Origin of the sequence: Varibaculum sp., from assembly GCF_008661855.1 — a bacterium.
Lineage (GTDB): Bacteria > Actinomycetota > Actinomycetes > Actinomycetales > Actinomycetaceae > Varibaculum > Varibaculum timonense_A.
In genome coordinates, this window is sequence record NZ_RPZY01000051.1 from 1 (window position 1) to 16,996 (window position 16,996).

A 16,996-nucleotide genomic window follows, 5' to 3' on the forward strand; every position below is an offset into this window, starting at 1 on the left:
AACTATGATAATGGCTGCATTATCTATATAGAAAAACAGAGAAATAAAAATAAAGATCTTCAAGATGGGAAAATAACTAAAAAGCCAGGCAAATACCACTTCCTCTAGGGTTTTATTAAATAAATAGAGGACTATTAATGCCACAATTGTGTAAATAAATGCAACCACGGGCATAAATATTTGTTGATGTCGGCGCGTTCTAGGAATATTGACCAGCCAAGGTAAAAGTATGAAACCTAAGTATCCGATAGCAGATTTACAAGCATCAAATAGGGACACAGCGGAAATTAACCCATCCATTTTCCTATTGGTCTCCTCTCTGATTATCAGCGACCACTGGAGAGCCCCCAGATTGGCTGGATTGCGGTTTTACGTAATCGTCTTCCTTTTCATCAAAGATTTGAGAAGATTCTGGTTCGTAAAGAGGCAAACGAAGCAGAGTAAAACCGGAAACAAAGTCATAGGGAGCCTTTACCATTTCTCCAGAATCATTAAACGGCATGAAGGAATCTCCCGGTTGGAACCGGTAAAGCTTTTGTACCCTCTCTTCAGACTCAAAGTCTCGTTCGCAGACCCCGTCATAATAACGCTCGATCCTGATATCACCGCCGACAGACAGCACGATTTCTCTTTCATCGCGACGACGCGCCTTTATCCGCTCAAGGATTCGATTCCAGCGAGCACGATCTTCATTCAAATGCTCTTTTGCTCGCAGCGAGCCTCTTAATAGTTCTCGTCCTCGTCTATAGGTAACATATCTAGAAAGATACGCAGAAAAAGCTTTCGCTCCGTTTTGGACATCTATTGCGCTTTGATGCAGAAAATCATTCAGCTGACCAATCTTATTACGCAGGGTGAGCCACATTCCTATTAAAGCTACTAGCCCCGATAAGGATAAAACCAAAATAACAACTAAGGTCATCACGATACCGCCCCTAAGGCTGGCGCTTCCTTTGGTAGCAGCTGCTATTAAGTAAGGGACAAAAGATATTACCCAAACAGACAGGGCAACTACCCAGGCGATCAGAGCCGTCGGCATGGTCATCCGTTCGCGAATCTCATGGATAACATTGAGTTCATGCTTACGTAGCTCTTTTTTTAAGGCTTTTTTGTCAAGAACATTAGTGGTAGCTGGCAGTAAAAGCGGCTTAACCTGCTCGTTCAAACTCTCTTCAATATCTGCACGGGTAATGTCATCTAAGATCAAGGTCGAAGTGGGGATAGCAGTGGCGACTTGTCGAGCTTGCGAAGTGCTGTAGGCAAGCAGTTGTGCCGGCTTACGAGAAAAACGCCTAACCTTTGCCGCAAGCTGGGAAAAATCTTGTTTCCATCGGATATATTCAGAAACTGGACGATCGGTAAACAGACCATATCCAGCCCTACTAACACTTAGCTGTTCTTTATCTACCCGCTCGAAATCTACGTCAATCTTTTGTCTAGCCAGTATCTCATCCATATCCGCCTTGGAATCAGGCAAAGGTCGTTTAATAAGGCGCTCTAACACTTTCTCTGCCGCCCGAAGCTTAGACATATGGGCATTAAGCATCTCGGAGAGATCTTGAGAACTAATCGAAACCCCAATGCGGTAGAGACGATCGGCTTGGAAAGTGCTAGGCGGAACTTGATTTACCGCTAAAGAAAGAACGGATAGCCAAAATCTCAACTCGTCCTGTTCATATCCAGAGTTCTTTTCCTCTAGCATTTCGTAAACCGCAAATCGAGTCATAGTAGGGTAATCATTGCGTTCAACGAAACGTGAGGCGTCTCGCTCTTCATACTGTTTCCAAACTAGACCTAATTCAACATTTTCTTCCGGAGTAATCGGAGCTCGAGTCGCGATAAAATATACTTCCGCCGGGCGCAACTCTTCCATATGGTAAACCCGAGAAATGTCTTTATGCCGTTTTACTTCACCAGAATCATAGTTTTGTCTTTTATAGATACGGGATACTTCACTGTGACGCGCCCCTATCCAGGATATGGCCTGTTTGAACAGATACTCGTTTCGCTGAGAGGCAGTGAGCGCTTCTAGACGTTCTTGATCTTGAGCGGTCAGCACCCCGGCTTCCAAAAAATCATTAATCGCCTGATCAATGGTCTTTTCAACCCGTTTATTAGTTTCGGCATCACAATAGGTTATTACCGGGATAAATCCCTTAGCACTTAAAGAAGGGTAACCCAATAAAACGTGAGAAAGACGAACTAATGCATGGTTAGAGTGCTTTAGGTTTAGCTCAACCTGGGTATTATCTAGAAAGTCAAAAGGATTCTCTCTATTTCGATTCTCCGGTAAATCATAGCGAGCTTTTCTCACTTGAGATTTTGTGTTTCGAGGATGATCTACTACCACTGCTCGCCAAGCAGTTTTTCCTTTAATAATCGCTGGCAAATCCGGTAGAACTTCCCGCAGCGTGCGAGCATTAGGAGACTGATTCCAAGAACAAAAGGCAATATCACCCATTTCCTCATAAGGTGAAAAATAGATTCTTGAATTATCAAAAATCGATTTAGCTGCCTCGGATAGGATAATAACGGTAAACACTGGCTAATCCTCACTTGTATTGTGTGCTAGTCACCGTAAGCAGGGCAGGTTGTTTCTAACCGAGTAAACCCAGGGTTACGCTACGGTGACCAGCACCATCAAAACACTCTTACACTTGCGGGCATTAGCCAAGTTTCCTGCTTATATACATAGCTGCTTTCTCAACTTCCGCGTATTCGCCCTTGTCAGCAAGATTTAGCACCGGCAGTAGCACCGTGTTCAGTTTGTTCGCAAATGAGCTACCAGATACCGCCAGGTATCCATCTATATTCTGAGCGAACATTTCCAGCTGCTGACAGAGAACTTCACTAACATTTCGGTGAGATTCTTCTTCAGAACTGAGCAAGACAATCCGGTCTTTAACATAGGTAACTAGATTGTCGGACAAAGTATAGGCAAGCTCGTCAATATACTCTTCAGTAGGTGTCGATAACGACACATAAGCAACCACATCAAAGATAGAGGCTTTCCCAGAGGGGAATTCCTCGGGATAGGTCGAGAATAGCTGCTGGAGGTTGATTCCCTCTTTAAGGGATTCCCCTAAGTAAGTTCTCTCAAAAGTAACCTGTTGTTCCTGTTGAGAACGCCGCTCACGCCTACCTACAACATAGGAAATTATCTGTTTAACCGCCACTGGGCTATTGGTTAAAGCATCCAATACCTCATAGAACTTATCGCAAGGAGTACCATTTGAGACAATAAAATCTTCCGGCAATCCGCCATCGTCAGGTTTATAGCGATATATCCGATTAGTTCCGTTAATGGCATGACTCCATTGAATTCTGCCAAACACTAACCCAAGTAAGAGCGAGATATGAATTTCTCTAAGTTGCTTCGCCTGATTCTTTTCATCTAAATCAGGTAGTTCAGATATCGAATGCCAACGCCGATCAATATGCGGGGTAATTACTTTCGTCTCCCCTACGGTCGGTTTAATCTCCGAGATTAGATTATAGTAAGCGGAAAAATACTCTCCCGCGGTACGATGACTTGTGATGTCATTTAGCGGCGGGGCAAACTTCGACAAATCACAGGCACGAATCCCATAGATTGCGTTGTAAAACAGGATTTCTTGCGGACTAATATCTCCGTCGGTTTCCCCGCCATAGTCACCTAAGATTTCCCGCACCAGCGATTCGCGTTTCGGATCATTTTCCCCCTCTAAGACTTTGTTATAGGCACAAGCCTCAATCGGATGCCGTTCTTCTCCCAGGGGCTGCTCAATGAAAGGAGAAGCTAAACGTTTAACTTTATTGATTTCTTCAATCACGTAGTGTCGAACATTTTCCGCTTCGTAACTGCGGGTTTCCACTCGATATTCGCGTTCAAGTGCCTCTATTACATCAAGTTTAATATTCTCGCTATGATTCTTCATTACTTGATCGGAGAAATACCCTAGCATCACATTGTTATATAAATCTTTAAAGTAGTTTTCGTCCTTGTCATCGGTTAGCATCGCATAGCGTCGCACCGAGTTATAGATATTTAGGGACAGCTCTGAATCTATCGAATTAACTCCTCCCATATAGGGAGTGTTGTTAATAATACTGCGCAAGCAATTAGAACTGGCGTAGACGTATCGGGTGGTCGAGCCGGTGAGATTATCGTATTTAACCATATCTTGACCTAGAGTTACTTCCAGTTTTTTAAGGTTGTTCTCTAGAGAGTTAAATAGCTTTTCAAATGCATCAATTACACTTTTGACGTATTCCATTGCGTCAGCGATAACTCTTTGGAATATCAGAGCGTTACGGTATTCACCGATATTGTTTAAATAAGTGGACAGCGCTGTGGCGATTGCTTGCTGTTCGGCGCTGGGTTTGCGAGTGATACGTTGAGCTATGCTCTTTTTACGCATCGCAAAATCAGCGGCAGTTTCAACTTTGTCGTCGGTAGAGGGATCGTCAAAGTTATTCCGTTCAAATTCATCAAAGAATTTGATTAACCCTTCTTCTCCTTCTAATTCACGATTAGTTTTCTTTTGCAACAGTTCAAGCTTTTTGAGAACTTGATAGAGGAAATATCGACAGGATACCGGGTGCATAAAGCTCTTTTTAACCGGTTCAAGCATATAGCTTTCAAGCCTATTAGGAAGAGAATTACCGGCTACGATTTCATCCTCATCTGCTTTGAACAGGGTATAACCAATAACACCTGCTTGCTCTTCAGCCTCATTCTCAGTAATGATTTTCAACTTTTCCAGATCATTAAAGACCATGGCGTATTCTTCGCCATCAGTTTTTTCTTGCAACTCTATGATGGCTGAACGTAAATCATCTTCACGGGTATCAGAAATCCGACTGGGATCGGGAGCGAAAATATAACTGTTCAAAGCATTTATATAGGCATCCCACTGATTGCCAAGATTAGTTACCCCATCCTCGGAAAAGACTAAGGTTTGATTCTTAACTGACTTAGCGAAAGGATCTTTTTGTTTCGCCAAACTGTCGATGGTATTAATAAATTCTGCCCCCCGGTCAATATCTCGGGCAGTTAGACCACTTTCTCTTTGTTTAGCTAAAGCTTTTTGCCTTTCTTTATAGGCTTCATCGAATTTAAGCCATTGCTTAGAAAGCACTTGCTGTGCCCAGGTCTTACCGATTACGTCTCTAATGTGTTTCCAGGGATAGACCAGACGGGAAGCTCCCGCACCTGCATAGCGGTTACGTCCATTATTTTTTATAATTTCGCGTAAAACGTTATCTTCCCGCGAATTTGATTTCTTTGACATCGGTCCAATAGCCAAAGTGTAAATACAGGTTGCCGCGTGGTCTAAATAAGAGACAAAAGAATCTAGACTACCTCCGCTCTTGTTGTTGGCATCAAATAAGAAACAGAAATCATAAGGCATAGCCTCGACTGCTTCAACTCCCTCGGCACCAACCCTTGGGAACTCAAACTTTAGGTTGCGATACTGGCTAGGTAAAGTGTGGTCACCTTTCATAAGAAAGGCATCTAACTCCCGAACCGTTGCGTAAGCATTTACCTGCAAGTTGTGTTGTTCTTCGGATGCCTTAATCACTTTATAGAACACATCAGGCTGAATAAAAAAGCCTCTGGTAATTGCTTTAGCTTTCGGGTATTTCGCATTTAGATAGCTAGCCAAATAGAGAGCCACCGGTAAAATCAGTCCTGATCCAGTACCCCCAGCAAGCGAAGAGGTAATAATAACCCGCAGAGATTGTTCTTCTTGGTCTTTATCAATTCTGAACAGAGTTTCAATCGCCTTATGCAATTGATCAAGATGGGAGCTCTTCAAAGTAGTTTCGAAAGCTAAACGAGAAATGGCTCTAACCTGGGCAGCTCCCTCGGTTAAAGATTTACGATTCATCAGTTCGTTAATCGGGAACCATTTATCTCGAGCATTAGTATTGATTCCCAGATAATCGCCGACCCGGCTATTGGTAGAGGTTTGCACCGTGTACATTTCCGGATGATCCTGCTTGATTTTCCCCAAGTCGTTGGCATCGGTATCGAAGACAACAAATGCGATACGTTCCGATTGATTAGAACCAGATTCTCGCACCTTTTGCGAGACTTTTTTTACAATCTGAGAACCGGTTCCTCCCAGTCCTAGAATCAAAGTAGGTGCAATCGACATTTCTTTTTCCTTTCAAATCGGGGTATTAGACATTAGAAGTTATTTACTTTTTTATATTAAGATTTGCAGAATAGCTTTTTCCGGAACCCGCAATACTTGATTTAACTTTACTATTCACATTAAACATTGGATGAGTTTTATCCTTTACATCCAGCTTTCTTCCGTTGATAGTTACTGACATATTTTCGCGAGCAGCCAAGGCTTTCCAATTCAATATTTTGATACGTCCTTTTCGCGCAGCCTTTAGCTTCATAGGAGGGAACCCGGAAACACCTCGCGGCACATACCTAAAACTCGCGGTATCAGCCACGAAAGGTAATGCTCTGCGCAAACGTGATTTAACAAAGTTTCCGCTGCCCTTATTTGAACCTAGTGAAACCAAATTATCGTCACTGATATTAACTTTTGGCGATGAAACAATTCTCTTGGAAAAACGGGGTTTAAATATATACCCCATAATTAGAAGCAGAGCTAGTAAACAAAGCAACCACTTCCATCCTTGAGTTAGTATCCAGTTTTTTATACGATCTAAGCGAGATATATCATTTTTTACATTAATTGAAGTATCAAACACCGCTTTACTTAGCTGCTTTTCATAACTATGTTTTGCTTCTATATGTAACGGCATATTCCCAGTATCTGCCTTATAGATATCTCCATTGGGTGCTTTAGGCAGTATGAACACTTCCCCGTTCTTATCACCTTTCTTTACCGCAAACTCCATTCTTTTTGGGGAGGTAACTTTAATATCGCTATCTTTTATTTGTTTCCACTCCGCCTCGGGGAAGGAAATAATATTGCCGTCTTTCTTTTCCCCATATTTCACTTTTATGGCATCATCGGGAATCTTATAATCATTTAGCTTACTGACCTGATAGGTCTGACTACTGCCTTGAATACCCGCCGGAGGCGCGGGACGATAGACCTGTAAGTTGATTTTAGCTTCAGAAGTGCTACCGCTTAGATATTTAGCTTTAACATTAAATTGGGTTGAACCGGCACTTAACTCTACCTGATCACCGCTGGCAAAATTATCGGCTACAACTTTACCGTTATTAATAACCTTTGCATTGTATTGAACATCACCCAAGAGTGGTGACTTATCTATAAAGTTACATTTCTTATCCATAAAGCCGTATTTAACGGTGTACTTGCCTCCTACAATTTCGCCACTTTTTACTGGCTTTCCTTTTGCATCAGATAGCTGCACTCCGAATGAGACATAGGGTTTATAGAATACTTCCACAGTTTGCACCCCATCTAGGGAGACAGCCCCATTACCAGCAGGAAGTTTACTAAATGTTGCCACTTTGCCATTTAGTTCACTATTGGGAACCGCTTTAACCTTTGAAGCCCCGAAATCGACATCAGCGTTATTTGCCCACTTGACTTCTACTTGCGATTCCGGTTTAGCCACTGCAGAACCAAGCTTAATTTCATTAACCTTGACATCTTTGCCTTGAGCCAAAATGGTCAATTCTTCTATATCAATATCAGATTTAATTGAACTCGCACTGTCTTGGGGTAATACATCACGAGCAAAAATTAGGTTTGCAAAACGCGTTACTTTAGTTAATAAATCTTTAGTTTGTGGGGCTTGATCAAAAATAACCGCACTCGAAGAAGCAATTTGAGGCGCTTTATCGCCCATTGCCAAGAATGCTACTTTAAGCGCGCTACTTTCATTGGTATTTTCCTTTGCCCACTGATTGAAGTCGTTTTGTACTGTTTGGGAATTACGATCGTTAAAGGCGCCATCTGACAGGACGACTAGCCATTTTTCCCCAGCGTCAGAAGCTGACAAATCTTTAGCAGCAGCCTGAACTGGAGCATAGGGGGTATCTCCGCCTTGCATCACCATATTATGAATTTTTGATACCCGGGAGCTGGCAGCTTCTTTTCCTGCCAGCTGGACTACCGGTCCAGAGCCACCTTTAGCATAGGTGCTGGTCAAATAGATATTCATATTGTCTTGCTCCCCGAGTAATGCCGCAAACACTTCGAGGGAGTACTTTGCATTAGACCAGCGGTCAAGAGGGGTATTTCCACCATTTGAAAACATCGAGCCAGAATCATCTAAAACTAGATTTACCTGTCGTTTTTTTATAGCAACACTGTTTACGCCTTGCCCGCAATTATTAGGAGCCTTTCCCGCATTCCTAACTTGTTGTCCCACGACACTTAAGGTTTGCGGGGAGCTGATAGTATTAGCTTTTGCTGCGCTATGACTAACTGGATTACTTTGTCCAGTTTCTAATGCGCACGCCAAGGTCAGCTGACCACCCAGATTTAACAGCACCAATGATGCAGTCAATAGAATCGGCATCACGAAATACCATTTAAGATTTCTTCCCTTACCGCTTACACGCAAAGTTAAGTTCCACCTCGTTTGGACAAGCACATCGCTCCACTATCGTTGCTAATGTGACTGTTGTTATCACTATCCGTGAATTTATCACTTCGCTCACGGCCAGTTTTATGACTAAAGATTCCGAAAACAAATACTTAACTTTTATACGAGGAAATCGAAATCAAAAAAACGAATAAATGAGCTAAACCCACAGTTCAAAAGGGTAAAGACCCCTGAGTTGTTACAGCCTTCTAGGTATTCTTATTTATAATACATGATTATTTTGAAGCCATTTAATGAGATTTTATTTAGCTATTTTCAAGCATTAAACAGCAGCTATTCTTATCGGTGCTACTAGGTTCGCCTGTCCTAGCCGACGCTCCAACTAAAAGGTAGTTAGCCTTACATATGGTGCTCTATGCACACATGCATCTCTTGTGAGCACCCTGGGGAAACGGTAACCAAATCTTGACATTCCGGGCGATTAAAAGCATCGGTCATCGCTAGCAACGGTTCCACCGCTATCGATTCGCCCGCCCTATTCAGCAAATCTTGAGCGCTATAGACTTGGAAAGAAGCCAAGCCCTGCCCCTGCTTTGCCCCAGCCATTTGCAGCACAGTCGACGACCCATTTAGATGCTCCAGGACTGCCCAAGCAACCCCGTCTTTAGGAATCAGCGAAGTATAGGCACAGTCAAAATCCCCTCGCCCATATAGAATTACCGGAGATTCCTGGGCACAAAAAGCCGCTTGCCCCCTTAGGGGAATCAGCTGTTCATCAGTTACCACTAGGTTCTCAGCCGCAATCGTAACCTTAGCGTTTTTAGCTCTGCCAGTGGGGCAAAGAAAATAGGGATGCCAACCTAAAGTAATCGGCGCGTCACCTGTTCCTTTATTATGAGCCACCATATCGAGACTGAGCCGGTGAGGAGAAGAGCTAATCTGATAGGTAACCTCTATTTCTACCTCAAAGGGATAGGCCTCAAGCTTTGGTACCCTAACTTTGGCGCGCAAATAATCTGGTTTTAGCTCAATCAACTCGAATACCTGATCGGCAATTAAGCCGTGTAAAGCCAGTTCCCCGCCGATAGTTTCGCCCTTAAAATCATATTCCTTTCCCTGGAAACAGTATTTTCCATCCCGAATCCGATTTGACCAGGGAGCTAGCAAAGCGTTGCGAAAACCATCCATTTGGCGCGCTTCGTCCTGGCTACGATACCCATCGAGGACGTGCACACACCCAGGACAGGTAGGGGCACTGTCTGCTCGGTAATCACTTTGATAGGCGCTAACGCCCGAACTATCAGCTAGGCCATCCTCCCAGTAGGAGCTAGCTTTCGCACTTTCCTTGGTTTCAGTTCCTGCCACTTGTTGAGCACTGTCCCCCGCCCGCAGGTCACAGACTTGCCAGTCTAAAACCGTTGCCCCCATTGGGGAGACAACCAAGCAATCATTACCGGAGCGCAAAGTCCAAGTTTCCGGGCTCATAAGTTCTCCTTCTATTTTCAGCGACCTGAATCTGCGGGGGACATAAAACCTTGAGGAATAATACCCTGAGAACGTCCTATTTCTTCGGGATTACCACATTCACCAGTTTAGGAGCGCGCACAATCACCTTTAACGGCTGACCGCCCGCAAGAGCACGCTGCACCACTTCAGTTTCCAGTGCCTGTTTTTCTAGCTCCTCGCCTGAAATAGATTGCGGTACTTGCAAGCGGTACTTCACCTTGCCGTTAATCTGTACCACCGCCGTGATTTCCTCTTCTACCAGTAGAGATTCATCGATTACTACCGGGAAAGGCTCGCGTGCCAACGAAGAAGAGTGCCCCAGCCTATTCCAAAGCTCCTCGGCAATATGGGGAGCGAGCGGAGAAATCATCAATACCAACGCTTCCGCGGCTTCCCGAGGAACCGCTTTCAGCGCAGTCAGGTGATTATTAAGCACGATCAGATCCGAAACCACCAGATTAAGACGCATTTCCCGGTAGTCTTCGGTTACCTGCGCAATCGCCTTGGCCAGGGCGCGCTGAGTTTCCAAATCGGGTGCGTCCTCGCTAACGGTTACCTCCCCAGTGTTCTCATCAATCACATTGCGCCATAGCCGCTGTAAGAAACGCTGGGAACCAATCACTGCCCGGGTTTCCCACGGCCGCGACATATCCAGCGGTCCCATCGACATTTCATAGACCCGGAAAGTGTCGGCCCCGTATTCGTCGCAAATATCGTCTGGAGTAACGATATTCTTCAAGGATTTACCCATCTTGCCGTATTCGCGTTTAACCGGCTGCCCCTCGTAGGTGAAGCCACTGCCTTCATCACCGGCTACTTCGGCGGCGGGCACGTACGCTCCCCGCTGGTCGGTATAGGCATAGGCCTGGATATAGCCTTGGTTAAACAGCTTATGGAAAGGCTCACTGCTAGAAAGATGCCCCAGGTCATAGAGCACTTTGTGCCAAAAACGCGCATAGAGCAGGTGCAGAACCGCGTGCTCGACTCCTCCTACGTATAGGTCCGTGCCGCCAGTAGTAGCTCCAGCTCGAGCACCCATCCAGTAACGCTCATTTTCCGCCTTAGCCAGGAAATCTTTCTCCCCCGGATCAAGGTAGCGCAGCTCGTAACAGCAAGAACCTGCCCAGTTAGGCATCACGTTAGTGTCCCGATAATAGGTTTGTTTGCCCTGCCCCAGGTCTAGCTGGACTTTAACCCAGTCCCCAGCTCGCCCTAAGGGAGCCTCAGGGGAAGAATCCGCATCGTCAGGTGCAAAGGTGCGCGGAGAGAAATTATCTACCTCCGGCAAGTCCAGGGGCAGCATGGATTCCGGAAGGGCGTGCACCACGCCATCCTCGTCATAGACCACGGGGAAAGGCTCTCCCCAGTAGCGCTGGCGGGAGAATAGCCAATCACGTAGGCGATAGGTGGTAGTAGCTTTACCCAATCCCGCGCCCTCTAGCCAAGAAGTAATCTTCCCAATTGCCTCGGATTTACCTAATCCATTAAGGCTAATCTGGTCATTAGCCGAATTCTGGATGACCCCATCCCCAACCCAGGCAGCATCTTTATCCGCATCCGGCGCGGGAGTAATCGTGTAGATAATGTCCAGGTCAAACTTCTTCGCAAAATCCCAGTCACGTTGATCATGAGCGGGAACCGCCATAATCGCGCCAGTACCGTAGCCCATCATCACGTAGTCGGCAGTGAAAATCGGAATCGGGCGATTATTGACCGGGTTAGTGGCGAATAAACCGGTAAATACCCCGGTTTTCTCGCGGGCATCTTCGCCGCGTTCACGCTCACTGCGGGCAGCTGCCTGTTGTTGGTAGGCGCGTACCGCTTGCCGCGGATTATCATATCCCCCCGTCCAAGCCTCGCGGGTATCCTGGGGCCATTGGGCAGGAATCGCGCTCTCGCCCTCGGCAAGCTCGCTTTGCCCCAGTCCCGCTAAAAGCGGGTGTTCGGGAGCTACCACCATAAAGGTAGCTCCAAACAAGGTATCGGGGCGAGTAGTGTAAACTTTTAGCTCCCGCGAGCCTACCCGGAAAGATACGGTTGCCCCGTGGGAGCGACCAATCCAGTTTTCCTGCATGGTGCGCACTTTTTCCGGCCAATCCAAAGTCGCCAAATCTTCGATTAAGCGATCTCCGTAGGCAGTAATCCTCATCATCCATTGCCGCAAGTGAGAACGAAATACCGGGAAATTACCGCGTTCAGAGCGCCCCTCGGAGGTTACTTCCTCGTCCGCTAACACCGTTCCCAGACCCGGACACCAGTTCACTGGAGCATAGGAAAGATATGCTAGCCGGTAATCCTCAAGAATATCTTCACGCTGCTTGGCACTGAGGTTTTCCCATTGCTTACCGTGCGGCAGCGATTTTTCCCCACTGGCGAACTTCTCGATTAGTTCGTTAATAGGACGAGCGGCTCCGCGTCCTCCATCCGGGCGAGGAGCGTCCACGTCATACCAAGAGTTAAACACCTGTAAGAAAATCCATTGTGTCCAGCGGTAATAGTCCTGGTCAATGGTAGCGAAAGAACGCCGCTCATCATGAGAGAGCCCAATCCGAGCCAATTGTCTGCGCATATTAGCGATATTTTCGCGGGTAGTCTTGCGCGGATGCTGCCCGGTAGTTACCGCATACTGTTCCGCGGGCAAACCAAAAGCGTCATAGCCCATGGTGTAGAGGACGTTCTTGCCCTGCATTCGTTGGAAACGACCAGTGACATCGGTAGAGATATAACCAAGAGGATGTCCCACATGCAGCCCTTTACCAGAGGGATAGGGGAACATATCCATTACAAAGAAAGACTCTTTTTGCGCAAGCGGACCCGCTAAAGACCCAACCGGGTTGTCAGCATAAAAAGTACCCTGGTCCGACCAGTATTTTTGCCATTTTTCTTCGATTTTCCCCGCCATCTGGGCGGTGTATCGATATGCCGGTATATCGCTAGCGCTCTGAGTCATTACTTTTTCTCCCTTCAGTTCCTTCTCAAAGCCTACCGCATTCAGGGCTAGCCCTGATTTCGCAATCAAGTTTGCCAACCGGTCCTCACCGCAAGTAGGAATCGCCTCGCTGCCCTCCCCATCCGGCTCAATTACCCCCAAGGTTTCCCCTAAAAACCTGGGAAAACGGGGCTAATTTGAAATAGTGGGATGCGCATAATCGGTGACGTTATAGATACTGCCCGCGCGCTGCAAAAGCACCGTTAATACCTGTGCTTTTTTCTGATTATCACCGTTTTTACCCCAGATAACTTTTGCTCCCGATTGCAATTGCAGCTCCACATTATCTAAACGAGCTACCTGAGCGCTTTTTATCTTTTGTTTTATTTCTGCGGGGAGAAATTGCACTACTTGAGCTACAGATTTTAGACAATCTTCAATATCGCTTTGGGGACAGCTACTAGCTACCTCTAGCAGTTTAGAAGTATCGAAACCTTGGTCAGGCAGCAGCTTTCCCTCTAAATCAACCACTTTTCCTTGCGCTGTTTTTGCTACTGGGGTACGTAGCGTGAGGTAAACGGCTATTCCTCGCGGGAATTCTCGTTTTACCTTCGCCTGTTTTACCCAGGGATTAGCACGTTGTAACGAGGAAGCAGCCTCTGAGGTGGGAAAACGCAACAAGGGTCTACCCGCATAGTTAGCAAGTTCCTCTTTTACCTGCTGGGTCGTAACCTGGGAGTTTGCCCCCATCACCCGAGTTTTAGCGGAATCATACGCAAAAACTGGGGAAAAGCCCAGCAAATATCCGCTAGTTCCCACTAACAGCGCTACCAGCACTCCGATAACTATTTTCCGCCGTCGCTGCCTGCGCTTTACCTGTTTAAGCTCTTCCCGGCGCTTAGCAAGCCCACTAGAGACCACCCCTTTGTCTTTGGAAGATAAGGTAACCTGGCGGGTAGCTAACTGTGACCCGGATTTATTTGCGCCGTCCTCTCTTTTCAGTTCATTTCTGCTTTTACGAGGACGAACCGGTTTTTTCCCCGAAACCACAGTAGCTTTCGGGCGGCGAACAAAAGCGGACTTCTCGCGGTTCACTGCGAAAACCTCTGCTTTAACACCGCCAAGACTACCGTTGTAGCTTTAGTTATGTCCCCTGCCCCCACGGTTAGGATTAAATCGCTGCCGTGAGCCTCATTAGCGATAAGGCGAGCAGCTTCATCTTTATCTGCCACATAACTACCGCGCTGCATTTTATCGGTGATAATCCTGGAGGTAACTCCGGGGAGCGGATCTTCGCGCGCCCCATAAATATCACAAACAACTGCCCTATCTGCCAGGTCAAGAGCCGCAGCAAAACGGGACGCAAAATTTTTGGTTCGAGAATATAGATGGGGTTGAAATACCACCAAGACTCGCCCTTTACCGGCTGCTTCCCGCGATTGACGCATCAAGGCTGCCACCTCGGTGGGGTGATGAGCGTAGTCATCAATAACTCTTACCCCGCCTACTTCACCTTTAGTCTCGAAGCGGCGAGCAGTTCCCTCGAACTCAGCAAGAGCACCCGCAGTCTCTGTTGCCGAAAAACCGGCGATACGGGCGGCTAAAAATACTGCTGCCGCGTTTAAAAGGTTATGCTCGCCTGGCATTGGCAAACTAACGGTGGTAGTCTCCTGACCTCGGTTAAACTGGGCACTTACAGAGTTTGGTTCTGCAAGCAGGGGTTTAACCAGGCAAAAGTCATCCAAACCGGCGGGAGGTGCTTGTAATCCGTATCCCAGTATCCGGATTTTAGGGGAGCAACTTTCATCTAAGTCCCCCTGAGGACGAAGCTGTTTTAGCAAGGTACGGCAACCGGGGTCATCAGTACAAAGAATTAGGGTTCCACCGGGTTCAATGCAATGTGCAAAATCGAAAAAAGCTCGCGCAAACTGTTCCGAGGAGCCATAGTTATCGAGGTGATCGGCCTCGATATTGGTAATAATCGCCAGCTGGGGGCGGTAATTCAGGAAAGAACCATCAGATTCATCAGCCTCGGCAATAAAATACTCTCCTGTGCCTAAATGGGCACCCGTCTGGTAGTGGGTGACCACCCCGCCAACCGCGAACGAGGGGTCAGCGCCGAGTTGAGAAAAAGTCTGAGCTATCATCCCCGAAGTGGTGGTTTTCCCATGCGCCCCCGCCACGGCCACAAACTTACGGTCAGCTGCCGCTAGCGCCAGTGCCTGGGAGCGATGCATAAATCTACAACCGGCAGCTTTACCGGCAGCAAATTCGGGATTACTAGGGCGAATCGCACTGGAATAAACAATAGTCATCTCGGGGGTGATTTTCTGCGGCTGAGTCCCCACCCAGCATTCAACCCCCAGTTGTTTAAGCCTCGACAGGTTAGCAGAATCTGCTTGATCCGAACCGCTAAGCTGCCAGCCACGTTCCACAAATAGCTGTGCCACCACTGACATTCCAGCTCCGCCGATGCCAATGAAGTGATATTTTGTCTCGGTCATTTACTTATTTCCTCAGCGATTCTAGTTAGTTTTTCAGCAGCATCAATGCCCTCTGCGGGTAATGCGCTGCGCATATCATCCAAACGTTGTGGTGATAGCAGCAAAGGAATCACCGTCTCGATAACAAATGAACTATCAAACTTGTCATTATCTACGATTAACGCTCCCCCGCATTTAACCGCGTCCTCGGCATTTAGACGCTGCTCTCCATTGCCGACTGGCAAAGGCACGTAAATAGCTGGCAAACGCAGCGCTGTTATCTCGGCTACCATCCCCGCCCCGGAGCGACACACCACCAAATCAGCTGCTGCCAAGGCTCTTTCCATATCAATTAAGTAGTCAAGAATCCGATATCGCGGCTTTAAGCTCTCCGGCAGTACTTGACGCAGTTCCGCATCTTTACCTTTACCGGTTAAATGAATAACTTGAATATTGTCTGGCAAATGCGCTAAGGCTGCCTGCATGGCTTGATTAAGTGAAAGCGCCCCCAAAGAGCCGCCGGTAACCAGTAAAGTTGGCTTCGAGGAATCTAGACCAAAAGATTCTAAAGCCACTGCCCGCCGGCGTTCCATTTCCGCTTTATTTTGTCGCGCCCTCGCCAAAGCAGCTATTTCTGGACGCAGCGGTAAACCAGTAGCTAGAGTTTTACCCGCTTTAGCCCGCAGTTTGGTAGATGGAAAAGTTAAAGCCACGACTTTTGCCCAACGTGCCCCTAAACGGTTAGCTAAACCCGGTCGCGCATTTTGTTCATGAATAATTAACGGGACACCTGTCCGGCGCGCAGCTAAATAGGCGGGGGTGGAGACATATCCTCCAAAGCCAATAACTACACCCACCCGGTTTTTCTTTATCAGGGTTTCTATTTTTTTGACGCTAGCGCGCATTCGCTTTGGAAGAGTAAAAAACTGTAGGGAAGGACGGCGCGGGAACGGAATCCGTTCTATGGTATGCAATTGGAAACCACGAGCTGGAACCAGCTCTGCCTCCTTGCCCCCTCTAGTGCCGATAATGGTGACTTTCCAGCCCTGGGATTTCAAATCATCAGCCGCTGCCAGGAGCGGATTAACATGGCCAGCGGTTCCCCCTCCAGCCAAAAGTACCGATTTATTTTGTCCCATCGTTCCTCCTCACGCTAACAGCTCTGCTGGAGCGTAGATATTTCGGCAGCCTGACCGCTGCCTCTTTAACCCCCGGTTCTGACCGCACATAGCTCAAAAGCACCCCCATTTGTATCAAGGTAGCTAAAGCGGTAGAGCCTCCGGAAGAAACTAGGGGAAGCGGCACCCCGACTACCGGTAAGAATCCGATTACTACCATGATATTTATTAAAGCCTGTACTATAACCCACCCTAAAGTTCCCGCGGCGCATATCCGGGTAGCCAGGCTGGAAGAATGAATGATTAAGCGACACAACACCCATGCCAACAATCCGAAAAGCAGCAACACCAAAAGGGTTCCAAACAGCCCAAACTCTTCACCTAAAATAGCGTAGATAAAGTCGGTATGGGCTTCGGGCAAATACTTCCATTTCTGACGAGAAGCGCCCGGTCCCACCCCGGTC

Annotated in this window: 10 protein-coding genes; all 10 read right to left on the reverse strand. The window is 46.9% G+C overall.

Translation table 11 applies throughout. The features are described from left to right. The coding region (locus QZT94_RS06020; RefSeq protein ID WP_296773283.1) for a hypothetical protein at window positions 1-300 on the reverse strand (300 nt) is incomplete at its 3' end. A gap of 4 nt (window positions 301-304) precedes the next feature. Further along, window positions 305-2,542 carry a hypothetical protein gene (locus QZT94_RS06025; protein WP_072509875.1) on the reverse strand — a complete coding sequence of 746 codons (2,238 nt, stop codon included), beginning with the start codon at window positions 2,540-2,542 and terminating at the stop codon, window positions 305-307. A 124-nt stretch (window positions 2,543-2,666) separates the two neighbouring features. Then, window positions 2,667-6,143, reverse strand: coding sequence for a tubulin-like doman-containing protein (locus QZT94_RS06030; protein ID WP_296762138.1), 3,477 nt, complete (start codon window positions 6,141-6,143; stop codon window positions 2,667-2,669). A 43-nt stretch (window positions 6,144-6,186) separates the two neighbouring features. After that, window positions 6,187-8,514 (reverse strand): vWA domain-containing protein, encoded by a 2,328-nt coding sequence (locus QZT94_RS06035; protein WP_296762141.1) that lies wholly within the window; start codon window positions 8,512-8,514, stop codon window positions 6,187-6,189. A gap of 381 nt (window positions 8,515-8,895) precedes the next feature. Next, window positions 8,896-9,981, reverse strand: coding sequence for an aldose 1-epimerase (locus QZT94_RS06040; protein WP_072509886.1), 1,086 nt, complete (start codon window positions 9,979-9,981; stop codon window positions 8,896-8,898). Window positions 9,982-10,057: 76 nt separating this feature from the next. Next, window positions 10,058-12,952, reverse strand: a complete 2,895-nt coding sequence (locus QZT94_RS06045) for a class I tRNA ligase family protein (RefSeq protein WP_270625360.1) — start codon at window positions 12,950-12,952, stop codon at window positions 10,058-10,060. 171 nt (window positions 12,953-13,123) lie between these two features. Continuing rightward, the gene (locus QZT94_RS06050) at window positions 13,124-14,026 is read right to left on the reverse strand and encodes an FtsQ-type POTRA domain-containing protein (RefSeq protein WP_296762145.1); all 903 of its coding nucleotides are present in this window, start codon (window positions 14,024-14,026) and stop codon (window positions 13,124-13,126) included. Continuing rightward, the gene (murC, locus tag QZT94_RS06055; protein WP_296762148.1) at window positions 14,023-15,435 is read right to left on the reverse strand and encodes a UDP-N-acetylmuramate--L-alanine ligase; all 1,413 of its coding nucleotides are present in this window, start codon (window positions 15,433-15,435) and stop codon (window positions 14,023-14,025) included. Before murC ends, QZT94_RS06050 begins: the two co-directional genes overlap by 4 nt. After that, entirely contained in the window at window positions 15,432-16,553 is a 1,122-nt protein-coding gene (gene murG / locus QZT94_RS06060; RefSeq protein WP_072509889.1) for an undecaprenyldiphospho-muramoylpentapeptide beta-N-acetylglucosaminyltransferase, read from the reverse strand. The genes murC and murG overlap by 4 nt, the downstream gene beginning before the upstream one ends. Beyond that, window positions 16,540-16,996 (reverse strand): FtsW/RodA/SpoVE family cell cycle protein (locus tag QZT94_RS06065; protein ID WP_296773285.1); only part of this gene is annotated, 457 nt, incomplete at its 5' end. The genes murG and QZT94_RS06065, both read right to left, overlap by 14 nt.